The 19,764-nt window shown below is 72.0% G+C and carries 22 protein-coding genes; 15 read left to right on the plus strand and 7 right to left on the minus strand.

Annotated elements, in window-relative coordinates; all coding sequences use genetic code 11:
- Nucleotides 1-79 precede the first annotated feature (79 nt).
- The 3 genes from CCL05_RS26380 (at nucleotide 80) to CCL05_RS26390 (ending at nucleotide 3,175) form a co-directional block, all read left to right on the plus strand.
- On the plus strand, nucleotides 80-703 hold the full coding sequence (locus tag CCL05_RS26380; protein WP_086562980.1) for an RsiG family protein: 624 nt from the start codon (nucleotides 80-82) through the stop codon (nucleotides 701-703).
- Nucleotides 704-779: 76 nt separating this feature from the next.
- Nucleotides 780-2,042: a GNAT family N-acetyltransferase gene (locus CCL05_RS26385; protein ID WP_086562981.1), complete on the plus strand. Its 1,263-nt coding sequence runs from the start codon at nucleotides 780-782 to the stop codon at nucleotides 2,040-2,042.
- A 224-nt stretch (nucleotides 2,043-2,266) separates the two neighbouring features.
- Nucleotides 2,267-3,175, plus strand: a complete 909-nt coding sequence (locus CCL05_RS26390) for a FadR/GntR family transcriptional regulator (protein ID WP_086562982.1) — start codon at nucleotides 2,267-2,269, stop codon at nucleotides 3,173-3,175.
- 10 nt (nucleotides 3,176-3,185) lie between these two features.
- On the opposite strand, the gene CCL05_RS26395 is transcribed toward CCL05_RS26390, so the two are convergent.
- A complete protein-coding gene (locus tag CCL05_RS26395) occupies nucleotides 3,186-3,374 on the minus strand; it encodes a hypothetical protein (RefSeq protein WP_020273448.1) in 189 nt (62 codons plus the stop codon).
- A 139-nt stretch (nucleotides 3,375-3,513) separates the two neighbouring features.
- Between CCL05_RS26395 and CCL05_RS26400 the strand changes: the two genes are divergently transcribed.
- From CCL05_RS26400 to CCL05_RS26420, 5 genes are all read left to right on the plus strand, one after another.
- Nucleotides 3,514-4,392 carry a winged helix-turn-helix domain-containing protein gene (locus CCL05_RS26400; RefSeq protein ID WP_086562983.1) on the plus strand — a complete coding sequence of 293 codons (879 nt, stop codon included), beginning with the start codon at nucleotides 3,514-3,516 and terminating at the stop codon, nucleotides 4,390-4,392.
- A 92-nt stretch (nucleotides 4,393-4,484) separates the two neighbouring features.
- Nucleotides 4,485-5,135, plus strand: a complete 651-nt coding sequence (locus CCL05_RS26405; RefSeq protein WP_244204416.1) for an HAD family hydrolase — start codon at nucleotides 4,485-4,487, stop codon at nucleotides 5,133-5,135.
- Between the two features lie 171 nt (nucleotides 5,136-5,306).
- The gene (locus tag CCL05_RS26410) at nucleotides 5,307-6,320 is read left to right on the plus strand and encodes an aminoglycoside phosphotransferase family protein (RefSeq protein WP_086562985.1); all 1,014 of its coding nucleotides are present in this window, start codon (nucleotides 5,307-5,309) and stop codon (nucleotides 6,318-6,320) included.
- A gap of 41 nt (nucleotides 6,321-6,361) precedes the next feature.
- Complete coding sequence (locus CCL05_RS26415; protein ID WP_086562986.1) at nucleotides 6,362-6,985, plus strand: TetR family transcriptional regulator; 624 nt, start codon at nucleotides 6,362-6,364, stop codon at nucleotides 6,983-6,985.
- A gap of 41 nt (nucleotides 6,986-7,026) precedes the next feature.
- Nucleotides 7,027-9,042, plus strand: coding sequence for a HelD family protein (locus CCL05_RS26420; RefSeq protein ID WP_086562987.1), 2,016 nt, complete (start codon nucleotides 7,027-7,029; stop codon nucleotides 9,040-9,042).
- 49 nt (nucleotides 9,043-9,091) lie between these two features.
- Here CCL05_RS26420 and CCL05_RS26425 read toward each other — a convergent pair whose 3' ends face one another.
- The 3 genes from CCL05_RS26425 to CCL05_RS26435 form a co-directional block, all read right to left on the minus strand.
- Nucleotides 9,092-10,273 carry a GDSL-type esterase/lipase family protein gene (locus tag CCL05_RS26425; RefSeq protein WP_086562988.1) on the minus strand — a complete coding sequence of 394 codons (1,182 nt, stop codon included), beginning with the start codon at nucleotides 10,271-10,273 and terminating at the stop codon, nucleotides 9,092-9,094.
- A gap of 4 nt (nucleotides 10,274-10,277) precedes the next feature.
- The gene (locus tag CCL05_RS26430; protein WP_059418811.1) at nucleotides 10,278-10,865 is read right to left on the minus strand and encodes a TetR/AcrR family transcriptional regulator; all 588 of its coding nucleotides are present in this window, start codon (nucleotides 10,863-10,865) and stop codon (nucleotides 10,278-10,280) included.
- An 89-nt stretch (nucleotides 10,866-10,954) separates the two neighbouring features.
- Entirely contained in the window at nucleotides 10,955-11,503 is a 549-nt protein-coding gene (locus CCL05_RS26435; RefSeq protein ID WP_208641624.1) for a DUF2269 domain-containing protein, read from the minus strand.
- Nucleotides 11,504-11,652: 149 nt separating this feature from the next.
- Between CCL05_RS26435 and CCL05_RS26440 the strand changes: the two genes are divergently transcribed.
- On the plus strand, nucleotides 11,653-12,306 hold the full coding sequence (locus tag CCL05_RS26440) for a class I SAM-dependent methyltransferase (protein ID WP_086562989.1): 654 nt from the start codon (nucleotides 11,653-11,655) through the stop codon (nucleotides 12,304-12,306).
- 18 nt (nucleotides 12,307-12,324) lie between these two features.
- Here CCL05_RS26440 and CCL05_RS26445 read toward each other — a convergent pair whose 3' ends face one another.
- A complete protein-coding gene (locus tag CCL05_RS26445) occupies nucleotides 12,325-13,053 on the minus strand; it encodes a hypothetical protein (RefSeq protein WP_086562990.1) in 729 nt (242 codons plus the stop codon).
- A 106-nt stretch (nucleotides 13,054-13,159) separates the two neighbouring features.
- Here CCL05_RS26445 and CCL05_RS26450 point away from each other — a divergent pair, with 106 nt between their 5' ends.
- Complete coding sequence (locus CCL05_RS26450) at nucleotides 13,160-13,528, plus strand: VOC family protein (protein ID WP_086562991.1); 369 nt, start codon at nucleotides 13,160-13,162, stop codon at nucleotides 13,526-13,528.
- 10 nt (nucleotides 13,529-13,538) lie between these two features.
- Here the strand turns inward: CCL05_RS26450 and CCL05_RS26455 are convergent, their stop codons facing one another.
- On the minus strand, nucleotides 13,539-14,063 hold the full coding sequence (locus CCL05_RS26455) for an AAA family ATPase (RefSeq protein WP_086562992.1): 525 nt from the start codon (nucleotides 14,061-14,063) through the stop codon (nucleotides 13,539-13,541).
- A 59-nt stretch (nucleotides 14,064-14,122) separates the two neighbouring features.
- On the opposite strand from CCL05_RS26455, the gene CCL05_RS26460 reads away from it, so the two are divergent.
- The 5 genes from CCL05_RS26460 to CCL05_RS26480 all read left to right on the plus strand — a co-directional run bounded on the left by CCL05_RS26460 (nucleotide 14,123) and on the right by CCL05_RS26480 (nucleotide 18,093).
- Complete coding sequence (locus CCL05_RS26460; protein ID WP_086562993.1) at nucleotides 14,123-15,079, plus strand: GlxA family transcriptional regulator; 957 nt, start codon at nucleotides 14,123-14,125, stop codon at nucleotides 15,077-15,079.
- 105 nt (nucleotides 15,080-15,184) lie between these two features.
- A complete protein-coding gene (gene gap / locus CCL05_RS26465) occupies nucleotides 15,185-16,183 on the plus strand; it encodes a type I glyceraldehyde-3-phosphate dehydrogenase (RefSeq protein ID WP_086562994.1) in 999 nt (332 codons plus the stop codon).
- A 107-nt stretch (nucleotides 16,184-16,290) separates the two neighbouring features.
- Nucleotides 16,291-16,908: a helix-turn-helix domain-containing protein gene (locus CCL05_RS26470; RefSeq protein WP_086562995.1), complete on the plus strand. Its 618-nt coding sequence runs from the start codon at nucleotides 16,291-16,293 to the stop codon at nucleotides 16,906-16,908.
- Between the two features lie 89 nt (nucleotides 16,909-16,997).
- Nucleotides 16,998-17,642, plus strand: coding sequence for a hypothetical protein (locus CCL05_RS26475; RefSeq protein ID WP_086562996.1), 645 nt, complete (start codon nucleotides 16,998-17,000; stop codon nucleotides 17,640-17,642).
- Nucleotides 17,643-17,760: 118 nt separating this feature from the next.
- Nucleotides 17,761-18,093: a DUF2516 family protein gene (locus CCL05_RS26480; RefSeq protein WP_208641625.1), complete on the plus strand. Its 333-nt coding sequence runs from the start codon at nucleotides 17,761-17,763 to the stop codon at nucleotides 18,091-18,093.
- 34 nt (nucleotides 18,094-18,127) lie between these two features.
- On the opposite strand, the gene CCL05_RS26485 is transcribed toward CCL05_RS26480, so the two are convergent.
- Nucleotides 18,128-19,477 carry a PP2C family protein-serine/threonine phosphatase gene (locus CCL05_RS26485; protein WP_086562997.1) on the minus strand — a complete coding sequence of 450 codons (1,350 nt, stop codon included), beginning with the start codon at nucleotides 19,475-19,477 and terminating at the stop codon, nucleotides 18,128-18,130.
- Between the last annotated feature and the right edge of the window lie 287 nt (nucleotides 19,478-19,764).

Here is a 19,764-nt window from a genome sequence, read left to right on the forward strand (position 1 = left end):
CGGGGGCACTCGTTCCCATAGCGGCCACTTGGGGTGGCACGATGCTTTCACACACCGGTCGAGGGGACGGTTGAGGCACATGAGCACATCCAGTACCGGACATCCGCGGGGGACCGTCTGGTCCAGCCACACGGGGGCGGAGTACCACCGGCCGCCCACACAGCGCACCGACAGCCCGCCGCTGCCCTCGGACGCTCCCGAGCACGGTCTGACCACGCTGAGCCTGCCCGAACTGCGCACGCTGCGCCGCGACGCCCAGCGCGACGAAGCCGACCTCAGCTACGTGCGGCGGCTGCTCCAGGGGCGGATCGACATCCTGCGGGCGGAGCTGGCCCGGCGCACCCCGGTGGGCGCGGCCTCCGTCGCCGTACCCGCGGAGGCGTCCGTCGTCGAGCGGCTCGCGGAGATCCTGCGGGACGCCCCGGCCCGGCACCGCTCCTCGGCCCGTCATCTGACCCTGGGGACACCGCAGGGCGAGGAGTACCGGCGGCTGGCCGCGGAGATGCTCGCCGAGGTCGAGCTGTCCGACCTGGACGCCCGCACGGACCTGGAGCTGAACACCGCGATGGGCCGGCTCGTGCGCTACGAGCAGCAGGTCTCCCGGCGGCGGCAGCGGCTCCAGCGCACGGCCGACGAGTGCAGCGCGGAGATCGCGCGCCGGTACCGCGAGGGGGAGGCCCAGGTCGACGACCTGCTGGTATGAGGTGCCGGGGGGTGTCCGGGGAGGGCCGGTCGGATATTGACGCGACACCGACCGGCCCTCCGCCTAGCGTGATGCCATGACCACCGCTCCCCGCGCCGACGGCATCGACGTACGCCCCGTTACGGAAGCCGAGTTCGCCGACTGGCTGCGTGCCGTGAACACCGGCTTCCTGCGGGCGTCGGCCCTGTCCGAGGAGGAGATCGAGGGGCGTCGCCGGCGGTTCGTCCCCGGCCGTTACCTCGGCGCCTTCGACGGCGGCCGGTGTGTGGCGACCTTCCGGTCCTTCGACCAGGAGCTCACGGTGGTGGGCGGGGCGAGTGTCCCGGCCGACGCCGTCTCGGGCGTCACCGTCACCGCCACGCACCGCCGCCGCGGGCTGCTCAGCCGCATGATGGCGCAGGACCTGGCGGCCGCGAAGGAGCGCGGGGACGTCGTCGCGACGCTGATCGCCGCCGAGTACCCGATATACGGCCGGTACGGCTTCGGGCCGGCGACCTGGACGTCCGAGTGGACGGTCGACGTGCCGCGCGCCGGTCTCGACGCCCGCTGGGCGGGCCCGGCGGACGGCGGGCGGATCGACCTGGTGGACGGTGAGGACGTCCGCAAGCTCGGCCCGGAGCTGCACGAGCGGCTGCGCCGCACCCGGCCCGGTGTCATCACCCGCGACGAGATGTGGTGGCAGCTCAACACCGGCGCCCTGCGGTTCGACCCGTCGTGGAAGCTGCCCTTCTTCGCCGTGTACCGCTCGGCGTCCGGCGAGGTCGAGGGCATGGCCGCCTACGAGGTCGACGACAACTGGGGTGACGCCAAGCAGCCGTTGAACACGGCCACCGTGCAGTGGCTGCTCGGCGCGACACCGGCCGCGGAGCACGCCCTGTGGCGGTACCTGTGCTCCATCGACTGGGTCGTGACGGTCAAGAGCGGCTGGCGGGCGCCCGACGACCTGCTCCCGCTCCTCCTGCCGGATCCGCGGGCGGCCAGGATCACCTCGCTGGCGGACTGGCTGTGGGTGCGGATCCTCGACGTCCAACGGGCGCTTGAGGCGCGGACGTACGAGGGGGAGGGGGCGCTGGTGCTGGAGGTCGCCAGCGTGGACGGGCTGACCGGGGGGCGCTACCGTCTGGAGGCCTCGGCGGCCGGGGCGTCCTGTGCGCCGACCACGCGGAGCGCGGACGTGGTAATTGGACTGGGGGAGTTGGCGGCGCTGTGGCTCGGCGACGAGTCGGCGGTGCGGCTGGCGGCGCTGGGCCGGGTGCAGGAAGAACGAGCGGGCGCCGCCCGGAAGGCCGACGCCCTGCTGCGTACGTCCAGGCGGCCTTGGTGCCCGGACATGTTCTGAGCTGCCCTCCTTCCGCCGGCGACAGGGATCCCGCATCCGTAGCGAGCTGTCCGGGGCTCCCGGCTCCCCTCCGGAAGGGAGCCCCATGATGGATGGCCAACCTCGTGAAGGCCTGACCATGTCACCCAAGTTGGTGACCAACTTCACTGTACTTATCTCCGCTTGGAAGCGGCTCATAACCACCTAGTGATGAACTGCCGGAAGATGGCGGGAAGTTGTACTGTTTGGTTGTGGACCCGGAACACGCCCCCGTCACTGGACGGAAGAGGTCGCAACGGCCACAGAGGACACATCACGAGGTGGCCGACGAACTGCGCGCCCGGATCAGGTCAGGAGCGCTGCGGCCGGGTGAACGCATGCCCACCCAGGCCCAGCTGGCACACGAGTTCGGCGTCGAGCGCGGTGCCGTCCGCCAAGCCTTGCGCACCCTTCAGTCCGAGCGGCTGCTCACCAACGTGTCCAAGGGCAGCCCGGCGACCGTCGCCCCCGATCCCGCCAGGGCGCTGACCGGCCCACAAGCCCCGCCCCTGCCCACCACGGTGGCCCTCGCGCCCCGGATAGCGACGGCCTTCGCGGCGGAGCACGTCGAGATCGACGCCGTGTGCCTGACCGCCATCTCCCTCACCCTCGCCATCGGTGAGCCGCTGCGGCAGATCCACGCCGGACGGCTGAAACCGGCCAAGGTCGACGTCCGGGTCCTGCTGCCGAGCCGGGACATCGACCTCGCCTTCCCGGTGCCGGTCGGGGGGCACGGCGACGACTCGGTGCACGAGCGGTGGCTGGCGATGCGCAACGCCCAGGGCCAGGTCCTCCAGCACAACCTCCTGGCCCTGCGCTCCACGCACGGCATCGACGTGCACGTCACGTTCCGCGCGCTGCCCTTCACCCCGCCGGTGAAGCTGTACCTGCTCAACAACACCGAGGCGCTGTTCGCGTACTACACGCTGATGCGCCGGGAGGCCGAGATCGACCATGAGCACCTGGAGATGTACGACGCCCAGGGCACCCAGTCGATGCTGTTCTCCTTCCAGCAGGGCCCCGGCCTGCGCGACACGACGTTCGTCGAGCAGTCGCACCTGTGGTTCAACGCACTGTGGGAGACGATCAGTTCGGAGCTGGTGCTGACGAGCTGACGAGCTGACGTCAACGGACGGGGCCCGTCATCAGCAGCGCGAGCACGACCGCTCCCGCGGAGCTGACGGCCGGGCTCTTGGCCTTGATGCCCACGGTGAGAAGGATCAGCCCGACGATTCCGGCCGGGCCGTACTTCCACTGGACGAGCTGCTCGAAGGCGACGACGAAGGCAGCGGAGAGGAGAGCGAGGGCGGGCATCTGGGTTCCCCCTTCGGAAGCAAAACTTCCGCCAACTCAAGCAAGTTGGCAACCAACTCTGATTAAGTTGTCCCCACTTGGCTACTAGTAATAAACAACTTTCAAGCAACTCCCGCCAGATGGATCAAAGTTGTAGCGTTTGGTCGTGACTCAGGAGAGCGTGGCAGTGAACGGCAGCAGCAGGCAGTCGCCCCAGAAGATCGCCGACATCCTGCGGGAACGTATCCGCGCCGGGGAGCTCAAGCCGGGCGACCGCCTGCCCACCCAGGCCGAACTGGCGGAGGAGTTCGGCGTGGAACGCGGCGCCGTGCGTCAGGCCCTGCGGGCGCTCCAGGAGGACGGCCTGCTCACCAACGTCAGCAAGGGCAGCCCGCCGCGGATCGCCGCGCCCGCCCCGGCCCGCGGCGAGCCCCAGCCGACGATGGTGGGCCTGGCACCGCGGCTCACCGAGGCCTTCTCGGCCCGCCGGGTCCGTGTCGACGTCGTCTGCCACACCGCGGAGACCCTGATGGTCGCCATCGGCGAGCCGCTCCGCCTGATCCACGAGGGCCGTATCCACCCCGAGTCGATCGACGTCCGCATCCTGGTGCCCTCCCGGGACATCGAGCTGGCCTTCCCGGTACCGGTGGAGGCGCACGGCGACGACAATCCGGTCCACAAGCGCTGGCTGACGATGCGCAACGCCCAGGGTCAGGTCCTCCAGCACAACCTGCTCGCCCTGCGCTCCACGCACGGCATCGACGTGCACGTCACGTTCCGCGCGCTGCCCTTCACCCCGCCGGTGAAGCTGTACCTGCTCAACCAGGAGGAGGCGCTGATCGGCTACTACATGCTGACCAGGCGCGCGGAGGAATGGGGCAGCCAGACGCTGGACATGTACGACGTCCTCGGCTCCCAGTCGCTCCTCTTCTCCTTCGTGAAACGGGCGGGCCTGCGGGACGCGGCGTTCGTCCAGGAATCCCAGAAGTGGTTCGACGCCCTCTGGGAAACCATCACCACGGACCTGACACTCTCCTAGTGACTCCTGATACGACACAGACTGGTTCGACGACAGTCGAGAACGAGAACGATCAGTACCACCTTCCGACTCTGATCAAAGGCGCCCGTGTCGTGCTGTGGGACTTCGACGGTCCCATCTGCCGGCTGTTCGCCCGGCACTCGGCGGCCGGGGTGGCGGGCGACCTGGTGTCCTGGCTGGAGGGCCGGGGCCTGCACGGCCTGCTGACGGAGAAGGAACGCGAGTCGCTCGACCCGCAGGTCGTCCTGCGCGCCGTGGACCGCCGGCACCCCGGCAGCGACCTCGTCGCGGAGCTGGAGGAACGTCTCACCCAGGAAGAGCTGCGGGCCGCGTCCTCGGCGATGCCGACCCCGTACGCGGATCCGCTCATACGCACCTGGTCCGCGGTGGGCTCCGGACTCGCGATCACCACCAACAACTCCCCGCGGGTGGTGCGCACGTACCTCGAAGGCCGGGGCATCGCCGGCTGCTTCGCCCCGCACATCTACGGCCGCACCCAGGAACTCCACCACCTGAAGCCGGACCCCCACTGCCTCAACCGGGCGCTGAACGCCATGGGCGCGGCCCCGGCCGACGCCCTGATGATCGGCGACACCCCTCCGGACCACGAGGCCGCCGCCCGGGCCGGAGTGCCGTTCCTCGGGTACGCGAGCAACCCGCGGAAGGCCAAGATCCTCAAGGAAGCGGGAGCCGAGACCGTGATCGAATCCCTGGAGCCCGTACTGCGGGTGCTGCGCGGCTAGGGGTGTTCACCTGGGAGGGGGGAGTTCGGATCGATAGCCCGGTTCTCCCCTGATCACGGCGTCCGGTGGAGTAACGTGCCTTCCCCCTTACACCATCCGCACCACCGGGGCAGGCTGAACCACCCAATGACACCCCCATCGGTCTCCGGTGCTCGGCAGCGAGCAGTCGAGATGAGCGGCGACCCGAGCCTGGTCACGGGGCCGCTCAAGGGGTACCACCACGAGACCTATGTCCTCGCGCTCCCCGGCGGGACACGGACCGTCAAGGTCCGCGAGCCGCGCTCCGAGATCCTGTGGTTCGACCGAAGGTGCTTCAGGTCGGAGGAGGCGCTGCTGCGCGCCCTCCAGGAGCACATCAGCCGCGTCCCCGCCATCGTCGATGTCGCCGGTATGGGATTCCAGGGCTTCATCGAGGGGCGGACGCTCGGTGAGCAGCGGCGGCCGGGGCGGCGCGTTCCCGACCCGGTGTTCGCGCAGATCGTCGACCTCTTCCGGGAGATGGTGCGGGTCACGCCGGACATGCTGCGGGTGGAGCGGCGCTGCGAGGACCGCGACCGGGCCGAGAACGGGGACAGCGACGGCTTTCTGGAGCGTCTGATCGTCTTCGTCGAGGAGCAGGTCTACCGGAAGAACCACACGGAGTTCGCCGGCCTGTTCCACGCGCTCGGTATCTCGGACGAATCGTTCACCCTCCTGAGGAAGCACGTCCTGGGCCTCCAGGAGCGCCCGTTCTGTCTCCTGCACGCGGATCTGCACCGGGAGAACTTCGTCCTCGACCCGGAGGGCCGGCTCTGGGCCATCGACTGGGAGCTGGCCATGCTGGGCGATCCGCTCTACGACCTGGCCACCCATCTGTACCTGATGCGCTACCCGGGCGATCAGGAGAACCGGATGGTCCGTGAGTGGTGCGACCTGGTCGAGGGGATCCGGCCGGGCAGCTCGGCCGGGTGGGAGCGGGACCTGCCGCTGATCCTCGACTTCAAGCGGGCGCAGTCGGTCTTCACCGATGTCATCCGGGTCTCGCTGTCCCTGCGCGAGGACGCGGCCTTCAACTGGGTGGCCCTGCCCGTGGCGGCCGGCAAGCTCCAGAAGATCCTCACCGCCGCCGCACGGCCGCTCGGCCTGGCGCAGGTGCCGAGCCGCTCGCAGATCATCGCCGCGCTGATCCGCTGGCAGACGTCCTGAGGCGGACTCCGGTCCAGGGTCCTTCTGCGTAGGCTCGCCGCATGAGTGAGATCGGGCTGCGGGAGCGCAAGAAGCAGCGGATGTACCAGGTCGTGTCGGACATCGCGATCGGGCTCTTCCTGGAGAAGGGGTTCGACGCGGTGTCCGTCGCCGAGGTGGCGGCGGCGGCCGAGATCTCCAAGCCGACGCTGTTCCGGTACTTCCCGGCGAAGGAGGATCTGGTGCTGCACCGGATCGCCGACCACGAGGGCGAGGCCGCGCGGGTGGTGGCCGAGGCGGAGGACGAGCCCGTGGAGGCGCTGCGGCGGCACTTCCTTCAGGGGCTGGAGCGGTGCGATCCCGTGACCGGGCTCAACGACGATCCCCGGGTGCTCGCCTTCCACCGGCTGCTCTACGGGACGCCCTCCCTGGTCGCCCGGGCGCACACGCACCAGGAGCGGTCCGAGGCCGCGCTCGCCGAGGCGCTCGGGGGTGATCTGGACGCGCGGCTCGCGGCCGGTCAGATCATGGCCGTGCGGCGGATCCTCGCGATGGAGAACTGGCGGCGGATCGCGGCGGGGGAGCCGGTGGAGGACGTACGGGCGGACGCGGTGGCGGCGGCGGAGCGGGCGTTCGGGTGGCTGGCGGCCGGGCTGCCGCCCAGTCTCAGGGGTGATACCGAGTAATAAATTTAACTTGGTTGCGTTTTCCCGGTACGCTCTGTGGAATGACGTCGACCGAGCCTGCCCTTCAGCATGTCCTCGACCGTGAACGCGCCCACCACGACCGCTGCCGGGCCGCCCTCGCCGCGATGGTCGAAGGGGCCGACGAGCAGGTCGTCATCGGGGAGGACGTCTCCGCGTCCGGCGCCGATGCCGAGGTGCTCGGGTACCGGCTGCGCAGCCAGGCCAAGGCGCTGCGCGAACTGCCCGAGGGGCCCTTGTTCTTCGGGGCCCTGCGGGGGGAGGACGGGCAGTTGCACATCGGGCGGCTGCGGATCTCCGAGCATCCGGCACAGCCGCCCCTCGTCGTCGACTGGCGTGCGCCCGTCTCGCGCGCCTTCTACCAGGCCTCGGCCCGCGACCCGCAGGGCGTCGCCGTGCGCCGCCGGTTCGGGTGGGCGCCCGGCAGCCGGGGCGACTCCGCCGACCTCACCGGCCTGGAGGACGAGCACCTGGGGCAGGGCGAGACGCGGACCAGCGACATCGTCGCCCGGGAGATCGAACGGCCACGCGTCGGGCCCATGCGGGACATCGCCGCGACCATCCAGCCCGAGCAGGACGACCTCGTACGCGCGGACCTGGCGGCGTCGGTGTGCGTGCAGGGGGCGCCCGGCACCGGCAAGACGGCCGTCGGGCTGCACCGGGCCGCGTATCTGCTCTACACGCACCCGCAGCGCATCCGGCGCGGCGGTCTGCTGATCCTCGGGCCCAACCGCACCTTCCTGTCGTACATCGCGGAGGTCCTGCCGTCCCTCGGCGAGACCGGTGTGCGGCAGTCGACGCCGGCCGAGGAGATCGCGCGGCATCCGGTCAGGGGCCATGACGAGCCGGCGGCCGCCGTCGTCAAGCACGACGCCCGGATGGCCGAGGTGCTGCGGCGGGCGCTGTACGCGCGCGTCCGCGCCGAGGGGGCCGGCTCCCTCGCCGTGCCGGACGGGTCGTACCGCTGGCGGGTGCCGGCGCGGACCCTGGAGGGGATCGTGGCGGACGTGCGGGAGGAGGAACCGCCGTACGGGGTCGGGCGGGAGCGGGTGCGGGCGCGGATCGTGCGGTGCCTGCGCGAGCAGGCCGAACGGCGGGCCGGGCCGCCCCCCAACGCCTGGGTGCGCCGGATCGAGCGGGCGCGGCCCGTGTCCGCGTACGTCGACGCCGTCTGGCCCCGGGTGCGGCCCGAAGAGGTCGTGGCCGCACTGCTCGGCGACCCCGGGGCGCTGGCGGAGGCCGCCGACGGGCTGCTGGACCCCGGCGAGCAGCGGGCGCTGCTGTGGCACGAACCGCCCCGGTCGTGGAAGTCGGCGCGCTGGTCGGCCGCCGATCTGGTGCTCCTCGACGAGGTCGCCGGGCTGATCGAGCACCCGGAGGGATACGGGCATGTCGTCGTCGACGAGGCGCAGGACCTGTCCCCGATGGAGTGCCGGGCCATCGCCCGCCGGGCGCCCTTCGGTTCGCTGACGGTCCTGGGCGACCTGGCGCAGGGGACGACACCGTGGGCGGCCCGGTCGTGGCGGGCCGTCCTGGCGCACCTGGGGAAACCGGACGCGGCCGTGGTCGAGCTGACCACCGGCTTCCGCGTGCCGCGCGCGGTCGTCGGCCTCGCCAACCGGCTGCTGGAGCGGCTGGACGTGGACGTACCGGCCGCCCGTTCGCTGCGCGGGGACGGGGAGCTGCGGATGCGCGAGACGGACCCGGACGGGGTGCCCCGCGCGGTCGTGGACGCGGTCCGGGACGCAGTGGGGCGGGAGGGCTCGGTCGGGATCGTCGCGGCGGACGCGGACGTGCCCCGGATCCGGGCGGCCCTGGACGCGGCCGGCCTCGACGCGGCGGGACCCGAGGAACTCGGTGCGCGGGTGTCCCTGGTACCGGCGAGCGTCGTCAAGGGCCTCGAGTACGACCACGTCGTGGCCGTCGAGCCGGCGGCGATCGCCGAGGCGGAGGAACGGGGGCTGCACCGGCTCTACGTGGTGCTGACGCGGGCGGTGACACGGCTGGACGTGGTGCGGGGGCGGCCGTTGCCGTTCTGACCCGCCGGGCGCGACGGCGTCCCCAGGGTGGGGACGCCGTCGCGGGAGGTCAGGAGCGCTGGGCGAAGGGGCCGTCCTCGGTGAAGGCCAGTGCGTGGAAGCATTCGCCGATGTGGCGGTGGGTGGCGGCGTCCGGGTGGACCTCGTCGGGGAGGGGGAGCCGGGCCGCGTCGGACGCGCCGTAGAGGTCGAGGCCGTCGAGGTAGTGGATGTTCGGGTCGTCGGCGGCGCGCTGCCGGACGATGCGGGACAGTTCCTCCCGGATGACGCCGAGCGTCAGCTTCCCGGCGGGCACCTCCGCCGGGTCGCCCATCGCGGCGAACCGCAGCCGGCCCTCGCCGAGCGCGTTGATGTCCGGGGCCGTGGGGCCGGGCGTGGTCTCGTGGATGGCGCAGTGGATCGAGGAGACGACCAGCAGCGGGGCGTCGGGGTGCCCGTCGCGGATCGTGTCGAGGAAACCGTGCACCGCCGGACCGAACGCGCGCAGCCGCATCGCGTCCGCGTTGACGATGTTGATGCCGATCTTCACGCTGATCAGGTCGGCCGGGGTGTCCCGCATGGCGCGCGCGGTGAACGGGTCGAGCATCGCGCTGCCGCCCAGACCGAGGTTGACCAGTTCCACACCGCCGAGCGACGCGGCGATCGCGGGCCAGATGGCGGTCGGGCTCGCGGCGTCGGAGCCGTGGCTGATCGAACTGCCGTGGTGCAGCCACACCCTGCGCCCGCGGTCCGGCACGGGCTCGACGGGCGCGTCGGTGCGCAGGGCGACGAGCTCGGTGGTCTCGTTGTGCGGCAGCCAGATCTCGACGTCCTTCTCCCGCGCGGGCAGACCGGTGAAGCGGACGGTGCCGACCGGGCCCTGCGTGACCTCGCCGTCCCAGGTGGCCATGTCGATCGTGAGGACGTTGCCGCCCGTCCCCGTGGCCTGGCCGGCCGGGCGGCCGTCGACGAGCAGGTCGTACAGGCCGTCCGGGCGGGGCGGGAAGCCGGCGTAGTCGCGCTTGGTGCGCAGCGTGTCCAGCTCGACGGCGGTCGCGGCGGTACGGAACGCCAGCCGTACGCCGGACGGCTGGGCCTCGGCCATGGCCAGCTGGGCGTTGGTGTTCTGCGCGCGGGCCCGGGCGGGCAGCCGGTGCGGGAGCAGCCCGTGCTCGGTGCGCTCCAGGTCGAGGGCCCCGCGCAGCAGGTCCGCCGTGAGGGGGGTGGTGATCCAGTCGTGCTCGGAGTGCATGGTGTCAGCCTCGGGGGTCGGTGGGGGGTGCGGGCCAGTTCCGCAGCAGCGTGTCGAGGGCGTCGAGGATCCGGGCCCAGGTGTCGTCGGTGTCGGGAGCGCTGTGGCTGAACCCGCCGCCCATCTCCAGGCTGACGTACCCGTGGAAGACGCTGCCCAGCAGCCGGACCGCGTGGGTCTGGTCCGGTTCCGTCAGGTCGTAGCCGCGCAGCAGCGCCCGGGTCATCTGCGCGTGCCGGACGCCCGCGCTGGCCGCCGCCGTCTGCGGGTCGAGCCGCAGCTGGGCGGCGGCGTAACGACCGGGGTGCTCCCGGGCGTAGTCGCGGTAGACGTTCGCGAGGGCGGCCAGGGCTTCCTTGCCGGCCCGCCCGGCCAGGGCGTCGGCGGCCCGGTCGGCGAGTTCCGTGAGCGCGAGCAGGGCGATCCGGGTCCTGAGGTCCTGGGAGTTCTTCACGTGCGAGTACAGACTCGCGACCTTGACGTCGAACCGGCGGGCGAGCGCCGAGACGGTCACCTGATCGAAGCCGACCTCGTCGGCCAGCTCGGCACCTGCCTGTGTCAGGCGTTCCGGTGTCAGTCCTACGCGCGCCATACGGCCACTCCCTTCTGCCAGAAGGTAGTGTGCACTTGCCTAAGAGTATTAGGCAAATCTCAGTGCTGTTAGGAAGGTCGAATGCTGGCTCAGGCGTCCTGGAGAGGACGCCCGACGGGTGCCCGCAGCCTCCTGCCCCGCCTGGTCGGACCCCAGGGCTTCAGGACGGAGATCACCGTCATGAAGACGTAGGCGGACAGCGAGACGACCGGCCCGAACAGCACGTCACCGGCATCGGGCAGGGGCCCGCCCGCGGCGACGGCGGTGACCGCCGAGTTCACCGCGGGGCGCAGGGCGAACACCGTGGCGGTGGTCGTGGCGAGGGTCAGCCAGAACTTCGTCCAGACCCAGCGGTGCCGGGCGAGTCCCCACGGCGTGCCCAGGGACAGCACCAGTCCGCTGAGCAGCGTGAGGAACGCGACGGGGAGCAGGAGCCAGTCGGCGAAGAGCTTCATGGCCCGCACGGACGACTCCACGGTCACGGCGGACCCGGTGGAGGCCGCGGTGCTCCCGAGGGCGAGCAGCCCGAGCGTGAGCCCGAGCCAGGCCGCGGAGGCGGTGACGTGGACGACGAGAACGGCCCTGCGCGCCGGGCGGCCGAGTGTCGGAATCGAGGGGGACTTCTGCTTCGGCTTCACGCTGCCACCGTGCCGGGCGGGGGGTGGCGGTGGCGTCTGACGGCAGGAGTAAAGCGGCGTACTGGCGTCGGAGTACGGGCGGGGGACCGGCAGGTGCTCGCTCGGCGTGACGGCCCGGCCCTGTCAGCCCCGTCGTCTACCTTCGCGGCATGACCGAGCCCTCCCACCTCACCGCCGTACGAGAGTCCTACGACACCGTCGCCGCCGACTACGCCCGGCTCGTCAAGGAGCCGGCCGAGCTGGACCCGGTGTCGCGCGCGATGCTGGCCGCCTTCGCCGAGCTCGTCCGGCCGCCGCACCCCGGGCCGGTGGCCGACCTGGGCTGCGGACCGGGCAAGGTGACGGCTCATCTGGCCGCCCTGGGCGTGCCGGTGTTCGGCGTGGACGTGTCGCCGGAGATGGTCGGACTGGCCCGGGAGGCGTACCCGGATCTCCGTTTCACCGTCGGCTCGATGACCGCACTGGAGACCGGCAGCGGCGAACTCGGCGGCATCCTGGCGTACTACTCCACCCACCACACCCCGCCGCAGTGGCTGCCGACCGTGTTCGCCGAGTTCCACCGCACCCTCGCGCCCGGCGGCCGGCTGATGCTGGCCGGCCCGGTGGGCGGCGGCGAGCACCTGCGCCCCTCGCACGCCTACGGCGACCACCCGGTGTCCTACGAGTCGTACCTGCTGCCGCCGGACCGGATCGCCGAACTGCTCCACCGGGCCGGGCTGGTCGTCACGACGCGTGTGGTGCAGGAGCCGGAGGAGGGGACCAAGCGGCAGATTGGCACGTTCCTGGCGTACAAGCCGCGGTAGCCGCGGGCGGGCCCGCCGCTACGCGCCGTGCAGCCACACCCGCAACGGGCCGACCGGCTCGAAGCCGTGCCGGACGGCGGTCTCCAGGTCGTCGCCGCTCTCGTACCCGACCACGGGCAGGGCGGGGAAGCGCCGGCCGAGCACATGCAGCACGCCCGGCCAGGCCGCGTCGGGCCCGCCGTCCCGCCCGAAGACGTTGGAGACGCCGACCACGTGCGCGCTACGGGTGGCCACCGCCCCGGCGACGACGCGCCCGTCACCGGACCGTCCCGCGATCACGAAGGTCTGCGGGTCGGCGAGCAGCCCGTCCCGGAAGAGGCCCGCGTGCCCGGCGCCGTCGTCCCAGGCCGGCGCCCAGGCACGCAGGGCGCCGGCGTCGCGCACCACGTCCCACGCGAGATCCGTCGGCCCGGGGGTGCGGGCGGGCGTGGCCGCACCCCCGGGCCGACGGATCCACCGCGCCTCGAACAGCACCCGGAAACCGGCCCCCGTCAGATCGAGATCGGCGAAGCTGTCCTTGACCGAGGCACCGGGCGCGCCCGTGTCGACCCGTGCCACGAGCGCGTCCGGGTCGACGCCCGGCTCAAGCGTCACCGCGTCGGGGTAGTGGACCGGCGCCCGCCCCGCCGCGGCCCACGCCTCCTCCCCGAACTCACCCGCCACGCCGTGCGCCCGGCACATCGCCGCACACCACTCGGCGTTGTTGCGGGCGGCGGCCCGGACCAGGAACCGCGGTGACATCGTCATGGGTGCGGATCATGGCCGTGAACGGCGTGTCAGTCGAACGATTTTGGAGCGGTGACGCTTCTAAGGTGATCGCGTGTGTCCACCCGATGATCGGCCAGGAGGCGGCATGTCCGTACAGATGAAGTTGAGCGCCATAACCCTGGACTGCGCTGATCCGCTCGCGCTGGCGGCGTTCTACCAGGCGGCCACCGGCCTCGAACCGCACCCGAGGTCGAACGCCGAGTTCGCCTCACTGGGCGGCGGGGACGGGCTCTCCCTCGGCTTTCAGCGGGTCGACGACTACCGGGCTCCCGACTGGCCCGGTCAGGACGTGCCCCAGCAACTGCACTGCTGCTTCCGGGTCGCGGATCTGGAGGAGGCCGAGGCCCGGCTGCTGGAGCTGGGAGCGGGCCGGCCGGAGCAGCAGCCGAACGAGAGCAGATGGCGCGTGCTCACGGATCCGGCGGGGCACCCCTTCTGCATCGTCGGAGGCTGAGGCCGGCGTGTCAGTTCTTGACGGCCTCCGCGATCAGCTGGGCGGCCTCGGCGGGCGTGCGGTGCGTGGTGTCGACGACCTCCGCCTCGGCGTGCAGCCAGGTGCGGGCCGCCTCGGCGTAGGGCTCGAGGTAGTGGAGACGGAACGAAGAGTTGGGGCCGACCACGGTGTCGCCGGCGATGCGCGCGCGGAGGGTGTCCTGGTCGGCGTGGAGGACGAAGTGCCGTACCGGGATGGCGTGTTCGGCCAGACCCTCGCTGATCTCGCGCCAGTACTGCTCGACCAGGACCGTCATGGGTATCACCAGGGTGCCGCCGGTGTAGTCGAGGACGCGGCGGGCGGTCTCGACCACGAGCGGCCGCCACGGCGGCCAGTGCTGGAAGTTGTCCGTCTCCGGCAGCCCCGGCTTGATGTCCATGAGTGTCTCGCCGACCTTCTCGGCGTCGAACACCCGCGAATCCGGGAGCAGCCGCTGCACGAGCGCGCTGGTCGTCGTCTTGCCCGCGCCGTGGGTGCCGTTGAGCCATACGATCATGCGGCCCCACGCTAGCGGCTGACGGGCGTGTCCAAGGCACATCCACGTAACCTCTTCCTGTGCCCGCGCCCCGCCTGCATCGCGTCGCCGTCCTCGTGCTGGAGGGTGCGAAGCCGCTCGATGTCGGCATTCCCGCGCAGGTGTTCACGACCCGCGCGAGCATGCCGTACGAGGTGCGGGTGTGCGGGGCGACACCCGGCCTCGTGACCGGCGGTGACGGCCTCGCGTACTCCGTCGCCCACGGGCTGGACGCGCTCGCGTGGGCCGACATCGTCTTCGTCCCCGGCTACCGGTTCCCGGACCGCGACGACCCGCCGCAGGCCGTCGTCGAGGCGCTGATCGCCGCCCACGACCGGGGCGCGCGGCTCGCCGCCATCTCGACGGGCGCCTTCGCGCTCGCCGCCACCGGCCTGCTCGACGGCAGGCGCGCCACGACGCACTGGCACTACACGCGGGCGCTCATGGCCAGGCATCCGCTCGTCAAGGTCGACGAGAACGTGCTGTTCGTCGACGAGGGCAGCGTGCTCACCTCGGCCGGCGCCGCCTCCGGCATCGACCTGTGCCTGCACATCCTGCGCGGCGACCTCGGCGTGGCCGCGTCCAACCACGCGGCCCGCCGTCTGGTCGCGGCCCCCTACCGCAGCGGCGGCCAGGCCCAGTACGTGCCGCGCAGCGTCCCCGAGCCGCTCGGCGAACGGTTCGCCGCCACCCGCGAGTGGGCGCTGCACCGGCTCGGCGAGCCCCTCACCCTCGACATCCTGGCGCGGCAGGCCGGCGTCTCACCGCGCACGTTCTCCCGGCGCTTCGTCGAGGAGACCGGCTACACGCCGATGCAGTGGGTGATGCGCGCCCGCATCGACCTGGCCCGCGAACTGCTCGAACGCTCGCAGCGCAGCGTGGAGCAGATCGCCGCCGACATCGGGCTCGGCACCGGGGCGAACCTGCGCCTGCACTTCCAGCGCATCCTCGGCACCACACCGAGCGAGTACCGGCGCACCTTCACCCGGGGCGAGTAGCCCCGGGGCAGCGTGTGGCGGGATCCTTTTGAACCGTGGCGATCCCGCCACTGTCAGGGGCGCCGGCCGCGGGCGAGCCTGGTGGGGAGGGAAGGGACATCGCTCATGACTCGCATCGCCATCAACGGATTCGGCCGCATCGGACGCAATGTGCTGCGCGCCCTGCTGGAGCGCGACAGCGCCCTGGAGATCGTCGCCGTCAACGACCTGACGGAGCCCGCCACGCTCGCCCGGCTGCTCGCCTACGACAGCACGGCCGGCCGGCTCGGGCGCCCGGTGACCGCCGACGGGGACGCCCTCGTCGTCGACGGCCGCCGGATCGCCGTGCTGGCCGAGCGCGAACCGGCACAGCTGCCGTGGGCCGAACTCGGCGTGGACATCGTCCTGGAGGCCACCGGCCGCTTCACCTCGGCGAAGGCCGCCCGGGCCCACCTCGACGCGGGCGCGAAGAAGGTACTCGTCAGCGCCCCGTCGGACGGCGCCGACGTCACGCTCGCGTTCGGCGTCAACACCGACGCCTACGACCCGGCCGTGCACACGGTCGTCTCGAACGCCTCCTGCACCACCAACGCGCTCGCGCCGCTGGCCAAGGTGCTCGACGACCTCGCCGGTATCGAGCACGGGTTCATGACGACGGTGCACGCCTACACGCAGGAGCAGAACCTGCAGGACGGTCCGCACCGCGACGCCCGTCGTGCCCGGGCCGCCGGCGTCAACATCGTGCCGACCACGACCGGCGCCGCCAAGGCGATCGGCCTGGTGCTGCCGAACCTCGACGGCAAGCTGTCGGGCGACTCGATCCGCGTCCCGGTGCCGGTGGGCTCGATCGTCGAACTCAACACGACCGTCGCCCGCGACGTGACACGCGACGACGTGCTGGCCGCGTACCGCGCCGCGGCTCAGGGGCCGCTCGCCGGCGTCCTCGAGTACTCGGAGGACCCGCTCGTGTCGTCCGACATCACGGGCAATCCCGCCTCGTCGATCTTCGACTCGGCCCTCACCCGCGTCGACGGCCGCCACGTCAAGGTGGTCGCGTGGTACGACAACGAGTGGGGCTTCTCGAACCGCGTGATCGACACGCTTGAGCTGCTCGCCACGGGCTGACGGGACGCCGGGGTGGCGTCCCCGCCTCAGGCGGCTGTCAGGGTGGTGTGGCGCACTATTGCAAGCAGGTGCTTGCAATAGTTAGCGGGGTGCGGCACTGTGGAGTCATGGCATCGCTCAACGTCGGCAATCTCGGTGACTACCTGCGCGAACAGCGGCGCAACGCGCAGCTGTCGCTGCGGCAGCTCGCCGACGCCGCCGGGGTGTCCAATCCGTATCTGAGCCAGATCGAGCGCGGGCTGCGCAAGCCGAGCGCGGAGGTGTTGCAGCAGGTCGCCAAGGCCCTGCGGATCTCCGCCGAGACGCTGTACGTCCGGGCCGGCATCCTCGACGCCGAGCGGGACCGGGACGAGGTGGAGACGCGTGCGGTCATCCTCGCGGACCCGACGCTGAACGAGCGGCAGAAGCAGGTGCTGTTGCAGATCTACGAGTCCTTCCGCAAGGAGAACGGGTTCGGGACCGGCGACGGCTCCGCGGTCGTCGACCTCGTGGTCGCCGAGGACGCGGCGGACAGAGACGGAGACGGGGACGCCCCGCACGCCGGCACCGGGATACCACGGACCCGCACGGCCGACGGCGGCGACGGCGCCGCGCCCGCGTCACCGGGTACGTCACCGTCGCCCGCCCGTCGCGCCCGCAAGACCACCGGCGGTACGTCCGCCGCCCGCCGGACCCGCAAGACCACCGGCGGCAGCGACACCGACCCGCAGCAGACGGCCGGCTGAGCCGGACCAGGGCACCGGCCGTACCGCTGCGGATCACACCACCCTCAGCCGAACCCTCAAGCGAAAAAGAATCCGGGAGGACCATCACCATGGCCATCACCGACGACCTGCGCAAGACCTTCAGCGACCCGACGCCGCTCTACTTCGCCGCAGGCACCGCCGACCTCGCCCTTCAGCAGGCCAAGAAGGTGCCGGCCCTGGTGGAGCAGCTGCGCTCCGAGGCCCCCGCGCGGATCGACGCCGTACGCAACACCGACCCCAAGGCCGTCCAGGAGAAGGCCTCCGCCCGCGTCAAGGAGACGCAGGAGACCCTCCAGACCAAGGTCACGGAGTTCATCGGCTCGATCGACGTCGACATCAAGAAGCTCGGCAGCACGATCGACGCGGATCTGAAGAAGATCGGCGAGACCGCCCAGGACTTCGCGCTGCGCGGGGTCGGCGTGGCCGCCGAGTACGCCGTCAAGGCCCGCGAGACCTACGAGAAGGTCGCCGAGCACGGCGAGCAGGCCGTGCGCACCTGGCGCGGCGAGGCCGCCGAGGGCATCGAGGACGTCGCCGAGGGCGTCGAGGAGCTCGCCGTGGCCGTCGAGCCGAAGGCCCAGCCGGTCGAGGTCAGGACGGAGCCGGCGAAGCCCGCCGCCACGGCCGCCCCGGCGAAGAAGGCCCCCGCGGCGAAGAAGGCCCCGGCGCGCAAGACCAGCACCGCCAAGAAGAGCACCCCGCCGGCCAAGTAGGACGGCCGAGGGCGCAGAGCGACCGCAACGGGCCGGGCACCCTGGGGGTGTCCGGCCCGTTGTACGGGTACGGTGACCGCGTAGGGACGAGCCGAGTCAGGTGGTGGACGTAGTGCTGATGCAGGGCTTCGCAGGGTTCATGTGGCTTCTGAGCATTGCCCTGATCATTTTCAGCGGCTTCGCGTTGTTCGACGCCGCCGTGCGGCGTGAGGACGCCTACCGCGCGGCCGACAAGAAGACCAAGCCGTTCTGGATGATCGTCCTCGCGCTGGCCTTCGTGGTGAACCTGCTCTTCCCGATCCTGTCGTTCCTGCCGATCATCGGTCTCATCGCGACGATCGTGTACATGGTCGACGTCCGCCCCGCCATCCGCGCCCTCCCCGGCGGCGGCCGCAGCCGCCGCGGCTCCAGCAGCGACGGCCCGTACGGCCCCTGGAACGGCGGCCGGTAAGCCCTCCCCGGGCAGCACCTCGGGGCCGGCCGGGTTACGGCACCCGGTCCAGCAGCAGTACCGCCACGTCGTCCGTCAGCTCGCCACCGTTGAGTTTGCGCACCTCGTTCACCGCCGCCCGCAGCAGTTCCTCGCCTCGCAGTCCCTCGGCGATCTGGCGGCGCACCATCTCCGTCATGCCCTCCTGGCCGAGCCGCTCCCGGCCCTCGCCGACATGGCCCTCGATCAGGCCGTCGGTGTAGAGCATCAGGCTCCACTCGGCGCCCAGCTCCACCTGCATGCGCGGCCAGCGGGCACCCGGCAGCAGCCCGAGCGCCGGTCCGTTGTTGTCGTACGGCAGCAGGCGGGCCGGCTTGCCCGGGCGGGCCAGCAGCGGCGACGGGTGGCCCGCCAGGCACAGGCCGGCGCGGCGGCCGTCCGGTGCGATGTCCACCGTGCACAGGGTCGCGAAGATCTCGTCGTCGGCCCGCTCGTGCTCCAGCACCTGCTGGAGCGTGCCCAGCAGCTCGTCGCCGCACAGGCCCGCCAGCGTCAGCGCGCGCCACGCGATCCGCAGCTCCACGCCCAGGGCGGCCTCGTCCGGGCCGTGACCGCAGACGTCACCGATCATGGCGTGGACGGTGCCGTCCGGCGTGCGCACGACGTCGTAGAAGTCGCCGCCGAGCAGGGCGCGCGAGCGGCCCGGGCGGTAGCGGGCGGCGAACCGGAGCGGGGAGCCGTCCAGCAGCGGGGTCGGCAGCAGACCGCGCTCCAGGCGGCGGTTCTCCTGGGCACGCAGCCGGCCCTCGGCGAGCCGGCGCTCGGCCGACTCGGAGCGTTTGCGCTCCACCGCGTAGCGGATCGCCCGGCTCAGCAGCCGGCCGTCCAGCTCGTCGCGGAAGAGGTAGTCCTGGGCGCCCACGCGCACCGCTTCCGCGCCGCGCTCGGCGTCGCCCGAGGCGGTCAGCGCCAGGACGGCGTGCCGGGGCGCGAGCTCCAGCACGTGCTTGAGCACGGCGAGCTCGTCGTCGGAGTCGCTGCGGCCCGGCGCCGGCAGGGCGAGGTCCAGCAGGATGCAGTGGACGTCGTCGGTCAGCAGCCGCCCGGCCTCGGTGAGGTTGCGGGCCGTGCGGACGCGGATCGGCTTGCCTGCCTGATCGAGCATGTCGGGCACGATCGGAGACCCGGCCGGATCGTCCTCGATCAGCAGCAGGGTCAGATTCGTGTGGGCGGTGTTGTTCTCCACCTTGTCCGTGATGTTCCCGGCGGTGTCCGGCGTGCGCGGGGCGGCTGCCGAGGCGTCCTTGGCGGACTGCTCGGCGGTGCCGTCGCAGCGGGACTCGGCCTGCGCCTGACCACTCTCCACGGCCGGGATCGCTCTCTGCCGCGGTATGGGTACGGGCATCGTCTTGGGTTCCTTCCCTCCCCCCGAGGGCATGGCGGGGGCGAGGGACCTCGACCCACCGACCGGGACCATAGCGGGTGTCGGCGCCCCATTGGAATGGTGTGAGCCACGCCGCTGGGCCATCGGCCAGTGTCATATGCCGCGATATGCGCCCCAGTTGGACACCGCCGGGATGCTGCGGGGATGACGAACGTCACGTCAGCGCGCGGTTTGGCGGCGGACGGGGGTGGGCTGGGTCACGTGGCCCGGGCCGCGTGACCCAGCCCACCCCCGTCCGCCGCCAAACC

Origin of the sequence: Streptomyces africanus (assembly GCF_002150735.1) — a bacterium.
GTDB lineage: Bacteria > Actinomycetota > Actinomycetes > Streptomycetales > Streptomycetaceae > Streptomyces > Streptomyces africanus.

Excerpts from the sequence above, each read along its gene's own strand:
- CCL05_RS26385 (WP_086562981.1), top strand. The coding sequence starts at position 780 with ATGACCACCGCTCCCCGCGCCGACGGCATCGACGTACGCCCCGTTACG.
- CCL05_RS26470 (WP_086562995.1), top strand. The coding sequence starts at position 16,291 with ATGGCATCGCTCAACGTCGGCAATCTCGGTGACTACCTGCGCGAACAG.
- CCL05_RS26395 (WP_020273448.1), bottom strand. The coding sequence starts at position 3,374 with ATGCCCGCCCTCGCTCTCCTCTCCGCTGCCTTCGTCGTCGCCTTCGAG.
- CCL05_RS26415 (WP_086562986.1), top strand. The coding sequence starts at position 6,362 with ATGAGTGAGATCGGGCTGCGGGAGCGCAAGAAGCAGCGGATGTACCAG.
- CCL05_RS26430 (WP_059418811.1), bottom strand. The coding sequence starts at position 10,865 with ATGGCGCGCGTAGGACTGACACCGGAACGCCTGACACAGGCAGGTGCC.
- gap (WP_086562994.1), top strand. The coding sequence starts at position 15,185 with ATGACTCGCATCGCCATCAACGGATTCGGCCGCATCGGACGCAATGTG.
- CCL05_RS26480 (WP_208641625.1), top strand. The coding sequence starts at position 17,761 with ATGCAGGGCTTCGCAGGGTTCATGTGGCTTCTGAGCATTGCCCTGATC.
- CCL05_RS26455 (WP_086562992.1), bottom strand. The coding sequence starts at position 14,063 with ATGATCGTATGGCTCAACGGCACCCACGGCGCGGGCAAGACGACGACC.
- CCL05_RS26450 (WP_086562991.1), top strand. The coding sequence starts at position 13,160 with ATGTCCGTACAGATGAAGTTGAGCGCCATAACCCTGGACTGCGCTGAT.
- CCL05_RS26445 (WP_086562990.1), bottom strand. The coding sequence starts at position 13,053 with ATGACGATGTCACCGCGGTTCCTGGTCCGGGCCGCCGCCCGCAACAAC.
- CCL05_RS26420 (WP_086562987.1), top strand. The coding sequence starts at position 7,027 with ATGACGTCGACCGAGCCTGCCCTTCAGCATGTCCTCGACCGTGAACGC.
- CCL05_RS26425 (WP_086562988.1), bottom strand. The coding sequence starts at position 10,273 with ATGCACTCCGAGCACGACTGGATCACCACCCCCCTCACGGCGGACCTG.
- CCL05_RS26475 (WP_086562996.1), top strand. The coding sequence starts at position 16,998 with ATGGCCATCACCGACGACCTGCGCAAGACCTTCAGCGACCCGACGCCG.
- CCL05_RS26380 (WP_086562980.1), top strand. The coding sequence starts at position 80 with ATGAGCACATCCAGTACCGGACATCCGCGGGGGACCGTCTGGTCCAGC.
- CCL05_RS26485 (WP_086562997.1), bottom strand. The coding sequence starts at position 19,477 with ATGCCCGTACCCATACCGCGGCAGAGAGCGATCCCGGCCGTGGAGAGT.
- CCL05_RS26440 (WP_086562989.1), top strand. The coding sequence starts at position 11,653 with ATGACCGAGCCCTCCCACCTCACCGCCGTACGAGAGTCCTACGACACC.
- CCL05_RS26410 (WP_086562985.1), top strand. The coding sequence starts at position 5,307 with ATGAGCGGCGACCCGAGCCTGGTCACGGGGCCGCTCAAGGGGTACCAC.